The organism is Roseivirga pacifica (assembly GCF_900111145.1).
Taxonomy (GTDB): domain Bacteria; phylum Bacteroidota; class Bacteroidia; order Cytophagales; family Cyclobacteriaceae; genus Roseivirga; species Roseivirga pacifica.
Map to the genome: position 1 here is coordinate 627,337 of NZ_FOIR01000002.1, position 15,166 is coordinate 642,502.

Here is a 15,166-nt window from a genome sequence, read left to right on the forward strand (position 1 = left end):
CGAAAAAATATAAATGAAAAAAACTGACGACCAGATACTGGTAATATTCGGAGCTTCGGGCGATTTGACCGAAAGAAAACTAATTCCAGCAGTCTTCGATTTGTATTGTGGTGGCTTTTTGCCGGAGCACTTTGCTGTTACCGGAGTCAGCCGTTCTGAATATTCAGATGAAGCCTACAGACAGAAAGTAGTTTTTGAAAACGAATTTATTCTAAAGAAAGAAGCTGGTGAAGACAAGCTAAAAGCTTTTGCCGATGCCATCTTCTACCAACCTTTAGACACCAAAAATACAGATAGCTACAACACGCTAAAACAGCGTTTACAGACTATTGACGAAGCTAAGGGCATTTGTGGCAACTACATATTTTACCTTGCCACCCCTCCTAGCCTTTACGAAACCATAGCCGAAGGCCTAAGCCATGTGGGCTTGAATAAAGCTGAGAACGCTTGGAGAAGGTTAATCATTGAAAAACCGTTTGGCTACGATTTGGAATCGGCCAAGCAACTCAACAGTAAACTACTTGCCTGCTTCGATGAAGAACAACTTTACCGAATAGACCACTATTTGGGTAAAGAAACCGTTCAGAACATGTTTGTTACGCGCTTTGCCAACAGCATATTCGAGCCACTTTGGAACAGGAACTACATTCACAGAGTAGAAATTACTGCTGCTGAGTCCGTAGGGCTTGAAAAGCGTGGCGGTTACTACGACAGTGCCGGTGCTTTGCGCGATATGGTGCAAAACCACCTATTTCAGCTGGTAGCTTTGGTGGCCATGGAACCGCCAGTAAAAGCCGATGCCGAATCTATCAGGAATGAAAAAATGAAGGTTTTCCAAAGCCTTCGTCCTTATACTAAAGAAGATATTAAAACGAACGTTATCCGTGGTCAATACCTCGGATCGAAAGTTCGTGGCGAAGATTTGCCAGGCTACCGTGAAGAAGAAGGCGTAAAAGAAGGTTCTAAAACAGAGACCTACGTAGCCATGAAGTTCTTTATTGACAACTGGCGTTGGGGCGGTGTGCCGTTTTACATCAGAACCGGAAAACGACTCCCCACCAGAGTAACCGAAGTAGTAATTCACTTCAAGCCGAATCATCATCACCTTTTTGCGCACGATAAATCACTATCCAATGCGCACAACACCTTGGTAATTCGTATTCAACCGAATGAAGGCATTTTGCTAAAATTCGATATGAAGATACCGGGTGCTGGCTTCCGTACCGAAACAGTGAACATGGACTTTCATTACGATGAGTTAACCGATGTGTACGTGCCAGGTGCTTATGAGCGATTGATCTTAGATTGTATGCAAGGTGATGCTACGCTTTACTCACGCGGTGATAGTACCGAATCGGCTTGGCAATTTGTTGATACCATACTAAAAGCTTGGGAAGAAGACGATATTCCTGTTTACGGCTACCCTGCCGGAACTTGGGGACCTGAGCATGCCGATAATTTGATAGAGGGAGAAAACATGACATGGAGATATCCGTGCAAGAACCTGACGGATGACGGAAACTATTGCGAACTTTAATTACCTGAATTTTGAAACATATTATATCATCTGATGCGCAAGGAACTGCGCAAGCTTTTGCAGAATTTTTAATCGATCAAATCAATCAGTCTAATACACTTAATATAGCCCTTTCGGGCGGCTCTACCCCCAAAATTCTTTTTGAATTATTGGCTGATGAGTACGAAGAAGAAGTGGACTGGAACAAGGTAAATCTTTACTGGGGCGATGAAAGGTGCGTACCACCAACCGATGGCGACAGCAATTACAAAATGACCAACGATTTGTTGATCACTCAGGTAAGTATTCCTGACTCTAATGTGCACCGCGTGCTGGGCGAAAATGAGCCTGAAGGCGAGGCTGCTCGTTATGGCAAGGATATAAGCGATAACCTACCGGCCGCCAATGGACTGCCTCAGTTCGACATCATCATTTTAGGTATGGGTGGCGATGGTCACACAGCATCTATCTTCCCTCACGAGTTAGAACTGATGAACGATGAGCGCGTATGCGCAATTGGTGTAAATCCAGATTCAGGACAGAAGAGAGTAACCCTAACCGGTCCGGTAATTAACAATGCTAAGCACGTGTGCTTTTTAGTTACTGGCGAAGGCAAAGCCGAAAAAATTGATGAGATCTTTAACAAAAAAGAAGGCTCAGAAAAATACCCAGCAGCGCATATTGCGCCAACAGATGGTACCCTCACTTGGTACATGGACCAAGCTGCAGCTGTAAAACTTTAAAATCAAAAAAGCCCTCAAATGAGGGCTTTTTTGTTACTTCTTCATTCCCGGTAAGCCTTGTGGCTTAGCCGTATGCCAGTAGAAGGTTTCGGCTTTTTGTTTTCGCGGATATACTTCGTCCAAAGTATTCGCATTGTACAAACGACCATTCTTCATTACCTGATGGATTTTATTGGTATTTCGAATATTGTCCAACGGATTTTCATTCAGGATTACCAAGTCGGCCAATTTACCAGCTTCAATTGAGCCAAGGTCGCCCTCTAAGCCGAGAGCCGTTGCGCCATGAATAGTAGCTACTTTCAAAGCATCAAGCGCTGACATACCGCCCGAAGCAATTGACCAAAGTTCCCAATGATAGCCCAGCCCCTGCAACTGACCGTGGCTTCCAACTCCTGCAATTCCACCTTGATCTAACACAGCTTTCACACCTTCCGCATGCTTTTGGAAAACATGCTCTTCGTCCATAAACCATCCTGGTCTTCTCCTAGACTTGGCTGCCAATTCAGCATATGGCGTAAAGTGCGCCAGCTTTTGATCGTGATATGGATTCTCTCTTGAGTAGTAGTAATTCTCTGCCCAAGGGCCACCGTACGAAACTAAAAGTGTTGGCGTATAAGCCATTTTCGATTCTGCCACCGCATAAGTTACATCTTTATAAAGTGGTGCAATTGGCAGTGAATGTTCGTGCCCAGGATAACCATCAATCAACTGCGTCATATTGAGCTTAAAGTCCAAACCTCCTTCGGTAGTTGGCATTAGCTGCTGCTCTTTAGACGCCTCAATAATCCATTGGCGATGTTGTCTGTTTCCTACCAAGTACATTTTAATCGTTTTGGTATTATAGTACTCACTGTATTGCTTCAGCACCTTTTTGGTATGCTCCAAACTCTTTAGATTATACATCCAATAACCTACACCAGGACCGGTGGAATACACGCGGGGACCATAAAGCTCTCCTGTTTCCACCAAATCAGAATAAGTAAGCACATCGGTAGTAGCAGTTTGCGGATCGCGGGTTGCAGTAACACCATAGGCCAGATTTGCAGCATAGATCCACACCTGGTTTTTGTGCAAGCCCCAAGTTGGCCACATGTGCGCATGCGTATCGATAAAACCAGGAACAATGGTTTTCCCACTCATATTAATGACTTCTGCCTTGCGTGGGACTTCTAATGAACCGCTCGGACCAACGGCTTTAATTCGTGCGTTTTCAATAAGTACGTCACCATTTTCGATCACTTCATCACCATTCATGGTAATAATACGAGCACCTTTTAAGAGCGCAACTCCCTCAGGAATATCCTTCTTGGCCATTACTTCAACACGGAATTCAACAGGCTGATATCCTTCATCTTTCTTTTCCTCTTTTTTCTCTTCCTTCTCTCCAGCCTTATCTTCCTCCTCATCCTTATCTTCTTCTGTTTTTTCTTCCTCTGCCTTTTTCTTGGCCTCCTCGGCTTCCTTTTTGGCTACTTTTACACTATCTGCATAAGCTTCTGCTTCATCTAAGTCGTAGATAAAATGTGCGTTTCCAATAGACCAATGTACCTTTTTGGCATCGGCAGACCAAGCAGGAAACTCCCCACCTATCTCTGTTAACTTCCACGAAGGGAACTGCGAACTTTGAGGGTTAGAAACTGAAATAGTTGGCGTTTGCCCCAACTTAGGTACGGTAACCACATAAATATCATTGTTTACCTGAGCAAGCGCCTTATCGCCTTCCGGAGCCATAAAAATCACTCCTGCTCTCGATGGCGGATTGTTTTCTCTCCAACCATCACCCTCTTGCAGAGAAGTTCCTCCATGTCCGGCACCTTCGCTCCAAGGATTGTAAACTTCATAATTATGATGATCTTCTGGAGTTGAACCGAAAGTGGTAATTCCGGTAATATTCACAATAGTTTTCTCGTCTGTGCCATCCCAACGTACAGAAGACAAGCCTTGATAACCACTCAGGTAGATCCTGTCATCACCTTTCACAAAGTGAGGCGCACCTTTACCACGGGTTTTCATAATAAAGTTAATGTCTCCGCCATCGGCAGCTATCCATGCCAAATCCTCAGAAGCACGAGGTGCACCAGGGCCTTCAGCATCCATTAAGTTTTGTGCCGAACCCTTAGTAAACACAATGCGCGAACCATCTGTATTGAAAACAGGCGTTTGGTAAATAGCAGACTCCTTAGTCAGTTTTACTGGTCTAGGACGACCCTCTACATTTACTTTATAGATACTTCCGCCTTCAGTATCGGACCAAGTGGCAAATGCGATAGACTTCCCATCTGGAGACCATGTAGGCATAGCCTCAGTAAAGTCGAACTCCGTTAATCGCTTTGGCTCACCATCAGGTATGCTCATTACGTAGAGCTTATTCAAAGAAGTGAATGCCAGTTTAGAACCATCAGGAGAAGGCACACCATCTCTGATTTGCGTCACTACCATGTCTTCCTCGTCTGAAATCGGATACTCAAACTTCAATCTTGGCCCCATTTCCAATTCAACGTCCACATCTAGCGGAATTTCGGTAGCACCGCCACCATCAATCGCTACTTTGTAAAGTTTTCCGTCCCACGAAGCGATAATGTGTTTGCTATCAGGAGTAAACGACATGGCCGGCAATACACCTAACGGAGCAATCGACTCTTGCTCATCGCGCTGAACGGGATAAGCCAACCAGTCTTCATCGCCAGTGGCCAAATTGCGCTTTACCAGTCCGGTATTGTCCTCGTACCTGCTGCCGTATACCAACCATTTTCCATCGGGTGATAAAGTTGGAGAAAATGCAGATCCGTAACGAGAAGTGATCGTTGCATTCTGCCCATTTTCACGATCGTAAACGCCTATTTGATACTGCGGAAGTTGCGCATTGTAATTCCATGCACCTCTTCTCTGTGCATAGTATATGTAGCGACCATCGGCACTAAAAGCAGGCTCGATAGTTTTTAGGTTGCTTGGCTCTCTAATTAACTGAAAACCTCCGCCTCCATTTTTGTGGTACATAAAGAGTTTCAGGTTTCTTCTACCCTTGGTTACTACCACATATTCACCATCAGGCGACCATTCTGCGGATTGTACCCACTCGTTGTTCCCTTTAGTAATTTGGGTAGTTTCTTCCGTTTCAAGCTCCATAATCCAAGCATTGTCGCTTCCACTTCTGTCCGAAGTGAAGACTATGCTTTTACCGTCAGGGCTATAGCGCGGATGCGTGTCGTAAGCCATACCATCGGTAATGCGGGTAGCCTTGCCACCGCCAATCGGCATGGTGTACAAATCGCCCAGCATATCGAAAATAATGGTTTGGCCATCGGGGCTCACATCTACCGATACCCAAGTGCCTTCTTTCGTGTTGAAAGAAAGGGTTCGCTCTGCCTTCAGCGGAAGGTCTTTATAGGTTGTTTGACCTTTTTCGGTGGTGTCTTTCTTATCGTCTTGCCAAAGTGATTTGGCTTGAATAGGCGCTGCTATAAAACAAAGTATAAGCAGTGTATTCAAAAAACGCTTTCGTTGAAACACAGCCACCAATTGACTTTGGTTAATCATAAATCAGTGGTTTAATTTGGTTCTATTAGTCTTGTAATTTAGCAAAATAGCTACTGTTGAACCCTAATTAATGGTTATCATTGCGAAAAACATTTGAATGGCGAAAAAGAGGGCTTCTTCTAGCAGAAAAACAAGTGGCAGACGTGCACCTGCCAAAAAGAAATCAGGTTTCAGTTTAGGTAAATTCACACTAGGGCTTATTATTTTAATGGGCTTAGGATATGGCGCACTGGCCATTTGGGAAGGTAAACTCGTACCCGACTCACTGTCTGATTTTGAGTTACCTGAAATTCTAGACGAACCCTTAAACACTGAACCAGCACAATCTCCCCAACCCAACACCAAACCTGAGCCAGAAGTTGAAACACCAAAACCAACGACTTCAGGAACAAGTGCTGCACCATCGCAAAGCCAACTAGAAGCTTTTGATCTTTATTTTACTGCAGCATTTGATTTTATGTGGCCGAAGTATTCAACCAATGAGACAATTATTGAGCGGCCATACTACACCATACGCTACAGCGAACCGCACGAACAAGCCATTTGGGTGGCCTATAAACTTTCGGCCGATAGCTTGAAACAGAAAACCTATGAACGTAAAGACGACTTCCGGGAAGACCCAAGGGTAAGAACCAAATCGGCTAGCTTGGCCGATTACAAAGGTTCAGGGTACGATCGCGGTCACCTAGCCCCTGCTGCCGACTTTTCGTACGATGAGTTTGCGCTTTCTCAAAGCTTTTACATGAGTAATATGAGTCCACAAAACCCAAGCTTTAACCGTGGCATCTGGAAAAAGTTAGAAGAACAAGTGCGCGACTGGGCCATGGAAAACGACAACATTTATGTAGTTACTGGTCCTGTTTTAAGCGATGGCCTAACTACGATAGGCAAAAACGAAGTGGCTATCCCTAAATACTATTATAAAATCGTATTGGACGTCCAAAAACCGGAGATCAAAGCGATTGCCTTTTTAATGAAGAACGAAGGCAGCAAAGCAGAGCTCAGCAGCTTTGTGGTTACCATTGACAGTGTGGAGCAACTTACCGGTCTCGACTTCTTCCCAAGCATGCCAGACGACATGGAGCGTATGCTGGAAAGCAGCAAGTCTACTACCGGATGGAAATGGTAACCAGCTCGGTTACCATTAATGGACTACAAAGTAGTTTGAAGAACCTTTCGAGTTAACATCGTTACTTTTTATAAAAGAAGGCCAGCTAATTACTTAGCTGGCCTTCTTTGTTTCTGAGTTGACTTAAAAGTTACTGGCAGTATTTGCTAAAAGCACTTGCAGCCTCAGCAGAACCAAGTTCTTTTGCACGATTAAAGTCGTTGCAGGCACTTCTCTTCTGTCCCAAATTGATACGCAATGCTCCTCTGAACAAGTAAGCTTCCTCATTCTTATTGCTGATATCAATGGCCACATTGTAATTCTTAACAGCATCTTTAAACTCGCCCTGCTTATGCAAAGAGCGGCCTTTTAGCAAATAAGCTGTTCCTTGTTTGCTATCAACACGAATCACTTTATCGAAGAAGTTAATAGCCTGATCGTACTGCTCATTGTTGTACCAGTACTTACCCATGCTAAGGTTAGCATTCACATTATCAGCATCAATATTCAACACCGATTCAAAATCTGTTTTGGCTTTTTCAACTTGGCCAAGTTCCTCGTAAGCCCTACCTCTATTGTAAAGCGATTTAATATCTTTTGGCTTGGTTGAGAGATACTCATTGTAAGCGGCAATGGCTTCTTGGTACTTGCCGTCAATGTATAGTTTATCTGCTTCTCTGGTGGTATCGGCACCGCATCCTACTAGTGCCAACACAAGTAAGGCGAAAAACAGTTTAGAAATCTTATTAAGCATAGTTTTAATAGGTATAGGAATAGGCCGCAAAGGTATTGTTTAATTTGGTTTAAGGAAAAAAAGAAAGAGGCCTCCGCCTCTTTCCTCAGGGTAACGTGAAAGATGTTACCCATCAACACACACACGTGTCTTAAATATGGTCAAAAACTCAAAACAACAATTCTTATTATTCAAGCTACAGGCCAAAAACATTAACACCTGTAAATCAATAACTTAACTTAATTGACTATTCAAAAACGCTCCCATTTCGGGAATATCTCTCTCACTATTGCTTTTGTAGAATGATCAGGCCTCCGGTGCTACCGTTCGCAACAAAAACCAAATCTTTTTCAATTGCCACGTAATTACATGAGCCATCGTATTTGTAATTCTGCAGCATGCTAAGATCATTTTCGTCAAGAATAATTAGCCCATCGCTTCCATTGGCTAGGTAAACCAGGCCATCTAGTACTTTTACTGAATTCGCTAAACCATTACCTGTAGCCTTATAACTACCAACAATCGTTTTGTTTACGAGGTCTACTTTCACCAAACCATCGGCACCCATGGCCAAGTAAGCATAGTCACCAACTACCTCAACCCCGTTTTTACCCAATGGCGTTACATCGTAAGGAATCGTAAAGGTTTCAAAATCGAAAGAATCATCAAGCTTGTAAATATCTACACTGGAAGAACCATCTCCATTACCGCGTAAAAACACACCTCTATCATTGTCATAATCAAAGTGCTTGGCGTTGCTAACAGATCTGGTATGGAACACCTCGTCAACATCATTACCTCTAATTACCGAGATACCGCCTGCGCTACCAGATGTAACGAAAATTCTACCATTACTTGATCCTGCAGGTGGCGGAACCCTGGTAATCGAGCTAGCCGAATACGAAGCCAAAGGCGCTTCCCAAGCAGCACTGTTTCTTGGTAACTTGCCACCGTTTAAAGGAATTTTTAATGCTACAGCTCCATTGGTATTGTCGTAACCAGAAACACTCACGTCTCTAGCCCCAGCCACCCAAAGGTTTACTGTGCCCTGCCCCATCATTATGTCGTTAAAGTCGGCAGAAGGATCTACAATTGATTTTAAAAGTTGCGGTTGAGCGGAATTGCTTACATCGAATGTTAATATTTCACCACCATATTCCTCTCCTCTAATATGGTAAGTAACATACACTCTATCATCTAATTCGGTTACTGCCGTAGCACTTAGGTTGAAACCATTTACTTGGTTGGGGCTTACTTCAGCTATTTTATTAAACTGAATTACATTCCCGCCACTATTCAAGGAAAAGGCCTCACTGTTTGACGAAGTAACACGATTGGTTAAAGAAGCAGTAGATTCATCTGCTTCGAATTCCGGCATATAGGCTTCTTCCGGAATGGTTTCACTAAGGTCCTCCTTGCACGAGTACAAGAGGCTCATTGCTATCAGTATTAAGAGTAGTTTTTTCATTAGTTGAAAGTTTCCAACTCAATTAACCAACAACGTACCAAAAACAAAAAACACCCATTTCTGGATGTTTTAGATGTATTTTAATGTATTTCAAATCCCATTATGGGAATTTTATACCGCAACATTGTTCTCTCGCAAGGCATCGTTGAGCGAAGTTTTTAAATCTGTACTCGCTTTTCTTTTACCGATAATTAACGCTGTTGGCACCTGATATTCGCCTGCAGGGAATTTCTTAGTGTAGCTACCAGGAATCACTACTGAACGCTCTGGCACATAGCCTTTGTACTCAACAGGCTCGCTTCCGGTAACATCAATAATCTTAGTACTAGCCGTAAGGGTCACATTGGCACCAAGCACAGCTTCTTTACCAATTCTCACGCCTTCAACCACAATACATCTAGAACCGATAAAAGCATTATCCTCAACAATTACAGGCGCAGCTTGCAGCGGCTCAAGCACACCACCAATACCAACACCACCACTTAGGTGAACGTTTTTACCAATCTGTGCACAGCTACCTACGGTTGCCCAAGTGTCCACCATGGTTCCTTCATCTACATAAGCACCAATGTTTACGTAAGACGGCATCATAACTACACCCTTGCTAATGTAAGCACCATAGCGCGCCACAGCATGAGGCACAACTCTAATGCCCTTCTGAGCGTAACCAGTCTTTAACTTCATTTTGTCATGAAATTCGAAAGGTCCAACCTCAATAGACTTCATTTTCTGAATCGGGAAATACAGAATCACCGCCTTCTTCACCCATTCATTCACTTGCCAACCATCTGCCGTAGGTTCCGCAACTCTCTTATCCCCGCTATCCAAATCTTCAATGATGGTTTTCACGGCCAGCACTACTTCCTTGTCTTGGATAAGGCTGCGATCGTCCCACGCTTTTTCGATGATATCTCTTAACTCCATTTTTTAAAATCAGAAAATTTTTAACTTTAATTCCATTGAATGAAAAAGACCAAAGTTGTCATTGCCTCGGTACTCAAGCCTATTGACGATACTCGAATGCTCGAGAAGTTTGGTCTTTCGTTGGCTGAAACAAATAAATATGATATTAATATCATAGGCTTTGAATCAAAAAATACCAACGTTCATGACAACATACATTTTACGCCCCTCAAAAGCTTCAGCAGACTCAGCTTTTCTAGGCTTCTAAAACCGTGGCATATCCTTTCGCTTTATATTAAACAAAAGCCTCAAGTAATAATAGCTAGCACCCATGAATTACTGATAGTTACATTTTTGTACAAAATTTTATTTGGCGCCAAATTCTTGTACGATGTACAAGAAAATTACTCAAAAAGCATTCGCAGCACCAATATCTATCCCCGCCCTATCCGAGCCATTTTAGCCACATGGATAAGGCTCAAAGAATGGTGTCTTCGCCCAGCCGTAGACCACTACCTTTTGGCCGAAAGCATTTACGTAAGCCAACTCGCCTTCACCAAAAATAAATACACAGTACTCGAAAATAAGTATGCCCCACAGGCAGACGAAAAGCCAGCCTATAGAATACCTGAGCCAGATAAGATTAATTTGGTTTATACCGGCACCATTGCTGACTCTAATGGAGTTTTTGAAGCAATAAGCATTGCTAAGCAGCTCTACCAGCTAGACAGTAGCGTGCGTTTGCGCATAGTAGGCTATTGTGCGCTTAAACGTGACCTATTAAGGCTTAAGGAAGAGATTGCCGACTGCGATTTTATTGAACTGAATGGAGGCGACCACCTTGTTCCGCACAACGAGATAATAGAAGCTATTCAGAAAGCTGATTATGGCTTTGTTTTGAAAAAGCCTAACAATGGAATGAATGACGATAAGGTGCTTACGCGCCTGTTTGAATACACGGCCAATAAGCTCCCGATTATTCTTTTGAACAACCCTACCTGGGTCGAATTCTGTGAGCAGTTTAATGCCGCCATTGTAGTTGACCCCAATCACATAAACGCAACTGAATTGCTTAGCCAAATGCAACCTCAAAACTTCTACACCATAGGCGACACCAACACCAGTCTATGGGATTCCGAAAAGCCTAAACTGGTCAGCCTTATAGATCAACTTACCTAATTTAGATTAGGCTAAAAATTATTTTTAAAATAATTAACCAATTGACTAACAGCAATTAATTAATCATTTTAGCATAATTAGCACTGACGAACATTTTTTTTAGACAAACCAAAAACATACCTTTGGTCAAAATCTAAATGAATGTTTAGTTACGTAGAAGAAAACTACCTCAAAGCCATATACCACCTCTCCCAACACGGGGAGACCAGCGTGAGCACAAATGCCCTTGCCGAGGAGATGAAAACAACCCCTGCCTCAGTTAGCGACATGGTCAGAAAGCTCTCTAAAAAGAAAGCGGTGGACTACCAGAAATATCGTGGTGTTAACGTATCGAACAAAGGGAAAGAAATAGCCTTGAAGGTTATTCGAAAACACCGCCTTTGGGAAGTGTTCTTGGTTGATAAACTGAAATTCAAATGGGACGAAGTGCACGAGATTGCGGAGGAGCTGGAGCACATTAAATCTCCCCTACTCATTAAGCGTTTGGACGAGTTTTTGGGCTTTCCTAAACACGATCCGCATGGCGACCCAATACCTGATGAGGACGGTAACTTCTCATCTGTAAAAAAACAACCATTGCAAGACACAGAAGTTGGCGCCAAAGCCACGGTTATCGGTGTAGACGACTCTAGCCCGGCTTTCCTAAAGTACTTGGACAAAGTTGGCATTTCCATTGGCACCAAACTAAGCATTGAAGACAAAAACGAATTTGATGGCTCAATGGACATTGTGCTGGAAGAGAGCAAAGCCATCACTATTTCGCCCGCAGCAGCGGTAAACCTATTAGTTGTAATTGAATGAGCATAAAACACCTATTCCTTTCGCTTAGCCTTTTGATTGCTTTTGCAGCATGTAGCAGCAAGAGAGAAGACACTAATCAAAAACTAAATGTGGTTACCACCACGGGTATGATTGCCGATGTGGTGAAGAATATTGGCGGAGACTCCTTGCAAGTAACTGCGCTTATGGGGCCTGGTGTAGACCCACACCTCTACAAAGCCACACAGGGCGACCTAGGCCGTTTGCAACAGGCCGATGTAATCTTCTACAACGGCTTGCACCTAGAAGGTAAAATGGGAGAAGTATTTGAAAAACTGGAACGCATAAAAGATGTCATTCCTGTATCTAAAAGTATTGATTCAAATTTATTACTCGATAGTCCTATATATCAGGGTACTTACGACCCACATATTTGGTTTGATGTGAGCCTATGGAGCCAAACGATAGATGTAGTTTTAGAGGAGCTAATCAGACAATCCCCAAACAGCGAAAAGTACTTTATTCAAAGGGCAACAGCTTACCGTAACAAGCTAGAAGCACTGCATGAATGGTGCATTACTGAGATTGAAAAGATACCGGCAGACAAGCGGATTCTAATTACTGCACACGATGCATTCAGCTACTTTGGCCGCGCTTATGATATTGAAGTACGGGGGCTTCAGGGCATCTCTACCTTATCCGAATTTGGCCTAAAAGACCGCGTTGACTTGATCAACTTTATAGTGGACAGAAAGATAAAGGCGGTGTTTGTTGAAACCTCTGTTTCACAGAAAAACATTAACGCCATAGTGGAAGGTTGTAAGCAAAAAGGACACGATGTAGTAATTGGCGGAAGTCTCTTTTCCGATGCCATGGGAGCCGCAGGAACACCTGAAGGCACCTACGAAGGCATGGTAAGAGCCAATGTAAAAACGATAGTTGAATCGTTAAGATAAGTTCATGGTTCTAGGTTGCTAGTTCTTAGAACTGGGACTTAGGCATAACCTAAAACAAAGTCCCCTTTAGGGGATTTAGGGGCTAGGAACCCCAACCCTAAAGGGTGAAAATCTAAACAATGAAAATAGAAGCAAAAGACCCGGTAGTAGAAATACACGACTTGACGGTTTCATACCAAAAGAAGCCGGTATTGTGGAATATAGATGCAACGCTTCCCAAGGGTGCCTTAATCGGCATTATTGGCCCCAATGGCGCAGGCAAGTCAACGCTAATCAAATCAGCTATGGGGCTACTTCCCTTAGCTTCTGGCTACATGCGCATGTTCGATCAACCATTAGACAAAGTACGCGACAGGGTAAGTTATGTGCCGCAGCGCGAATCGGTAGACTGGGACTTCCCTACTTCCGTACTGGATGTTGTGCTCATGGGCCGCTACGCAAAACTTGGCCTTATTGCAAGGCCTCGCAAAGCCGATAAAGAGATGGCCATAAACTGCCTGCGCAAGGTTGGCATGGAAGCCTTTGTAAACAGACAAATTTCTCAGCTTTCAGGCGGTCAACAACAACGCGTTTTCCTAGCTAGGGCTCTGGCACAAGAGGCTGACTTATACTTTATGGATGAACCTTTTGCCGGTGTAGATGCAGCTACCGAAGCTGCTATTCTGGCCATTATGCAAGAGATGACAGCGCAAGGAAAAACAGTAATTGTCGTTCACCACGACTTACAGTCTGCAGCTGAGTTTTTCGATTGGATCATGCTACTTAACATGCGTTTAGTTGCCTCAGGGCCAATTGATAAAGTATTCAACAATCAACTATTGCAAGAAACCTATGGCGGCAAATTAACCGTTCTCGCTGAGGTGGGCGAATTGGTAAGAAAACGACAAATACCAAGTAGAGAAAAGTACTAAAATGGAAACGCTCAAGGAATTCTTTTCTTTTCAAGACCCGAGCATTATTGCCGTAACTGTTGGCGCCATTTTACTCAGCTCCTCTTCTGCCGTGGTTGGCACCTTTACCTTTCTAAAAAAGAAAGCCCTAGTTGGCGATGCCGTAGCACACTCGGTACTGCCTGGCATTTGTTTGGCCTTTATCCTTTCTGGAACTAAAAACCCGATCTACCTAATTATTGGTGCTTTTGTAACTGGCTGGTTATCGCTCGTGATTATCGATCACATCAGCAAAAAATCGAAACTGAAGGAAGACACCGCCATTGCCCTAATTCTTTCGGTCTTCTTTGGCATTGGCATTCTTATGCTCACCAATATTCAGCACTCTGGCAACGCAGCACAAACCGGCCTCGACTCCTTCCTATTCGGGAAAGCTGCCGCGCTAGTAGGGAATGACTTGATTGTTTTCGGTATTGTGGCTGTAGTACTCATCGCTACCGTGATTTTCTTCTTCAAAGAACTTAAACTAATGGCCTTCGATCAGGATTATGCCGAAGCCATTGGCCTGCCTGTAAAAGGCCTAGAACTCCTCCTCACCTCGCTTACGGTACTTGCCGTGGTTACCGGAATTCAAGCCGTTGGTGTGGTTTTGATGGCTGCCATGCTTATTACACCAGCTGCGGCTGCACGCTTCTGGACCAATGACACCAGGGTTATGACGCTACTTGCAGCCATTTTAGGTGGATTCTCCGGCCTAAGCGGTGCTTTTGTAAGCTATGCAGCGCCAGCAATGCCTACCGGCCCGTGGATCGTAATGATCATTTCTGCCATTGCGTTGATTTCCTTCTTTGTAGCACCTAAGCGTGGTATAATCTCGCGCGGTATGGAACAACGAAAGCTACAACGCATGATTATGGACGAGAACCTATTGAAAGAGCTTTTCCACCTGGGAGAAAAAGACCACGACTTGTATAAAGGCAGAAGCATAGAAGAAATAATTGAGGAACGTTACTTTCCTGAAAAAACACTGCGAAAGTCTTTGAATAGATTACGCAGACAAGGTTTTTTAACAAAAACCAATGGAGATTGGCGCTATACGGAAGCTGGTAAAATGAAAGGACAGCGCGTGGTAAAGCTGCACAGGCTTTGGGAGCTTTATTTATCTGAAAAAATGAAAATAGCCCCAGACCACGTGCATGAAGATGCCGAAACAATCGAGCATATTATTACGCCTGAGCTCGAAGAAAGGCTTGAAAAAATGTTTGACCGAAGAGCAACAGATCCACACGATGAGCAGATACCTTATTGAGATGTCAGATTTAAGACTTTAGATGTTAGAAAGATTACCAAAAGAAGCAAAACTCTTTTTCTACC

Annotated in this window: 12 protein-coding genes; 8 read left to right on the plus strand and 4 right to left on the minus strand. The window is 43.5% G+C overall.

Annotated elements, in window-relative coordinates:
* Nucleotides 1–13 precede the first annotated feature (13 nt).
* Nucleotides 14–1,537 (plus strand): glucose-6-phosphate dehydrogenase, encoded by a 1,524-nt coding sequence (zwf, locus tag BMW98_RS11540; protein WP_090258740.1) that lies wholly within the window; start codon nucleotides 14–16, stop codon nucleotides 1,535–1,537.
* A gap of 11 nt (nucleotides 1,538–1,548) precedes the next feature.
* Complete coding sequence (gene pgl / locus BMW98_RS11545; protein ID WP_222843638.1) at nucleotides 1,549–2,259, plus strand: 6-phosphogluconolactonase; 711 nt, start codon at nucleotides 1,549–1,551, stop codon at nucleotides 2,257–2,259.
* Nucleotides 2,260–2,292: 33 nt separating this feature from the next.
* Here pgl and BMW98_RS11550 read toward each other — a convergent pair whose 3' ends face one another.
* Nucleotides 2,293–5,796: an amidohydrolase family protein gene (locus tag BMW98_RS11550; RefSeq protein ID WP_090258742.1), complete on the minus strand. Its 3,504-nt coding sequence runs from the start codon at nucleotides 5,794–5,796 to the stop codon at nucleotides 2,293–2,295.
* 97 nt (nucleotides 5,797–5,893) lie between these two features.
* Here BMW98_RS11550 and BMW98_RS11555 point away from each other — a divergent pair, with 97 nt between their 5' ends.
* The gene (locus BMW98_RS11555) at nucleotides 5,894–6,925 is read left to right on the plus strand and encodes a DNA/RNA non-specific endonuclease (protein WP_222843639.1); all 1,032 of its coding nucleotides are present in this window, start codon (nucleotides 5,894–5,896) and stop codon (nucleotides 6,923–6,925) included.
* A gap of 130 nt (nucleotides 6,926–7,055) precedes the next feature.
* On the opposite strand, the gene BMW98_RS11560 is transcribed toward BMW98_RS11555, so the two are convergent.
* From BMW98_RS11560 to BMW98_RS11570, 3 genes are all read right to left on the minus strand, one after another.
* Nucleotides 7,056–7,658, minus strand: a complete 603-nt coding sequence (locus BMW98_RS11560; RefSeq protein WP_090258743.1) for a tetratricopeptide repeat protein — start codon at nucleotides 7,656–7,658, stop codon at nucleotides 7,056–7,058.
* Between the two features lie 265 nt (nucleotides 7,659–7,923).
* On the minus strand, nucleotides 7,924–9,105 hold the full coding sequence (locus BMW98_RS11565) for an LVIVD repeat-containing protein (protein ID WP_121505266.1): 1,182 nt from the start codon (nucleotides 9,103–9,105) through the stop codon (nucleotides 7,924–7,926).
* A gap of 111 nt (nucleotides 9,106–9,216) precedes the next feature.
* The gene (locus BMW98_RS11570; RefSeq protein ID WP_090258745.1) at nucleotides 9,217–10,029 is read right to left on the minus strand and encodes a 2,3,4,5-tetrahydropyridine-2,6-dicarboxylate N-succinyltransferase; all 813 of its coding nucleotides are present in this window, start codon (nucleotides 10,027–10,029) and stop codon (nucleotides 9,217–9,219) included.
* A 39-nt stretch (nucleotides 10,030–10,068) separates the two neighbouring features.
* On the opposite strand from BMW98_RS11570, the gene BMW98_RS11575 reads away from it, so the two are divergent.
* The 5 genes from BMW98_RS11575 to BMW98_RS11595 all read left to right on the plus strand — a co-directional run bounded on the left by BMW98_RS11575 (nucleotide 10,069) and on the right by BMW98_RS11595 (nucleotide 15,101).
* Nucleotides 10,069–11,187, plus strand: a complete 1,119-nt coding sequence (locus tag BMW98_RS11575; protein ID WP_090258746.1) for a glycosyltransferase family protein — start codon at nucleotides 10,069–10,071, stop codon at nucleotides 11,185–11,187.
* Nucleotides 11,188–11,328: 141 nt separating this feature from the next.
* Nucleotides 11,329–11,988, plus strand: a complete 660-nt coding sequence (locus tag BMW98_RS11580) for a metal-dependent transcriptional regulator (protein WP_090258747.1) — start codon at nucleotides 11,329–11,331, stop codon at nucleotides 11,986–11,988.
* Nucleotides 11,985–12,902: a metal ABC transporter solute-binding protein, Zn/Mn family gene (locus BMW98_RS11585; protein ID WP_090258748.1), complete on the plus strand. Its 918-nt coding sequence runs from the start codon at nucleotides 11,985–11,987 to the stop codon at nucleotides 12,900–12,902. The genes BMW98_RS11580 and BMW98_RS11585 overlap by 4 nt, the downstream gene beginning before the upstream one ends.
* 119 nt (nucleotides 12,903–13,021) lie before the next feature.
* Nucleotides 13,022–13,813: a metal ABC transporter ATP-binding protein gene (locus BMW98_RS11590; protein WP_090258749.1), complete on the plus strand. Its 792-nt coding sequence runs from the start codon at nucleotides 13,022–13,024 to the stop codon at nucleotides 13,811–13,813.
* A 1-nt stretch (nucleotide 13,814) separates the two neighbouring features.
* On the plus strand, nucleotides 13,815–15,101 hold the full coding sequence (locus BMW98_RS11595) for a metal ABC transporter permease (RefSeq protein ID WP_090258750.1): 1,287 nt from the start codon (nucleotides 13,815–13,817) through the stop codon (nucleotides 15,099–15,101).
* The last annotated feature ends 65 nt before the right edge of the window (nucleotides 15,102–15,166 follow it).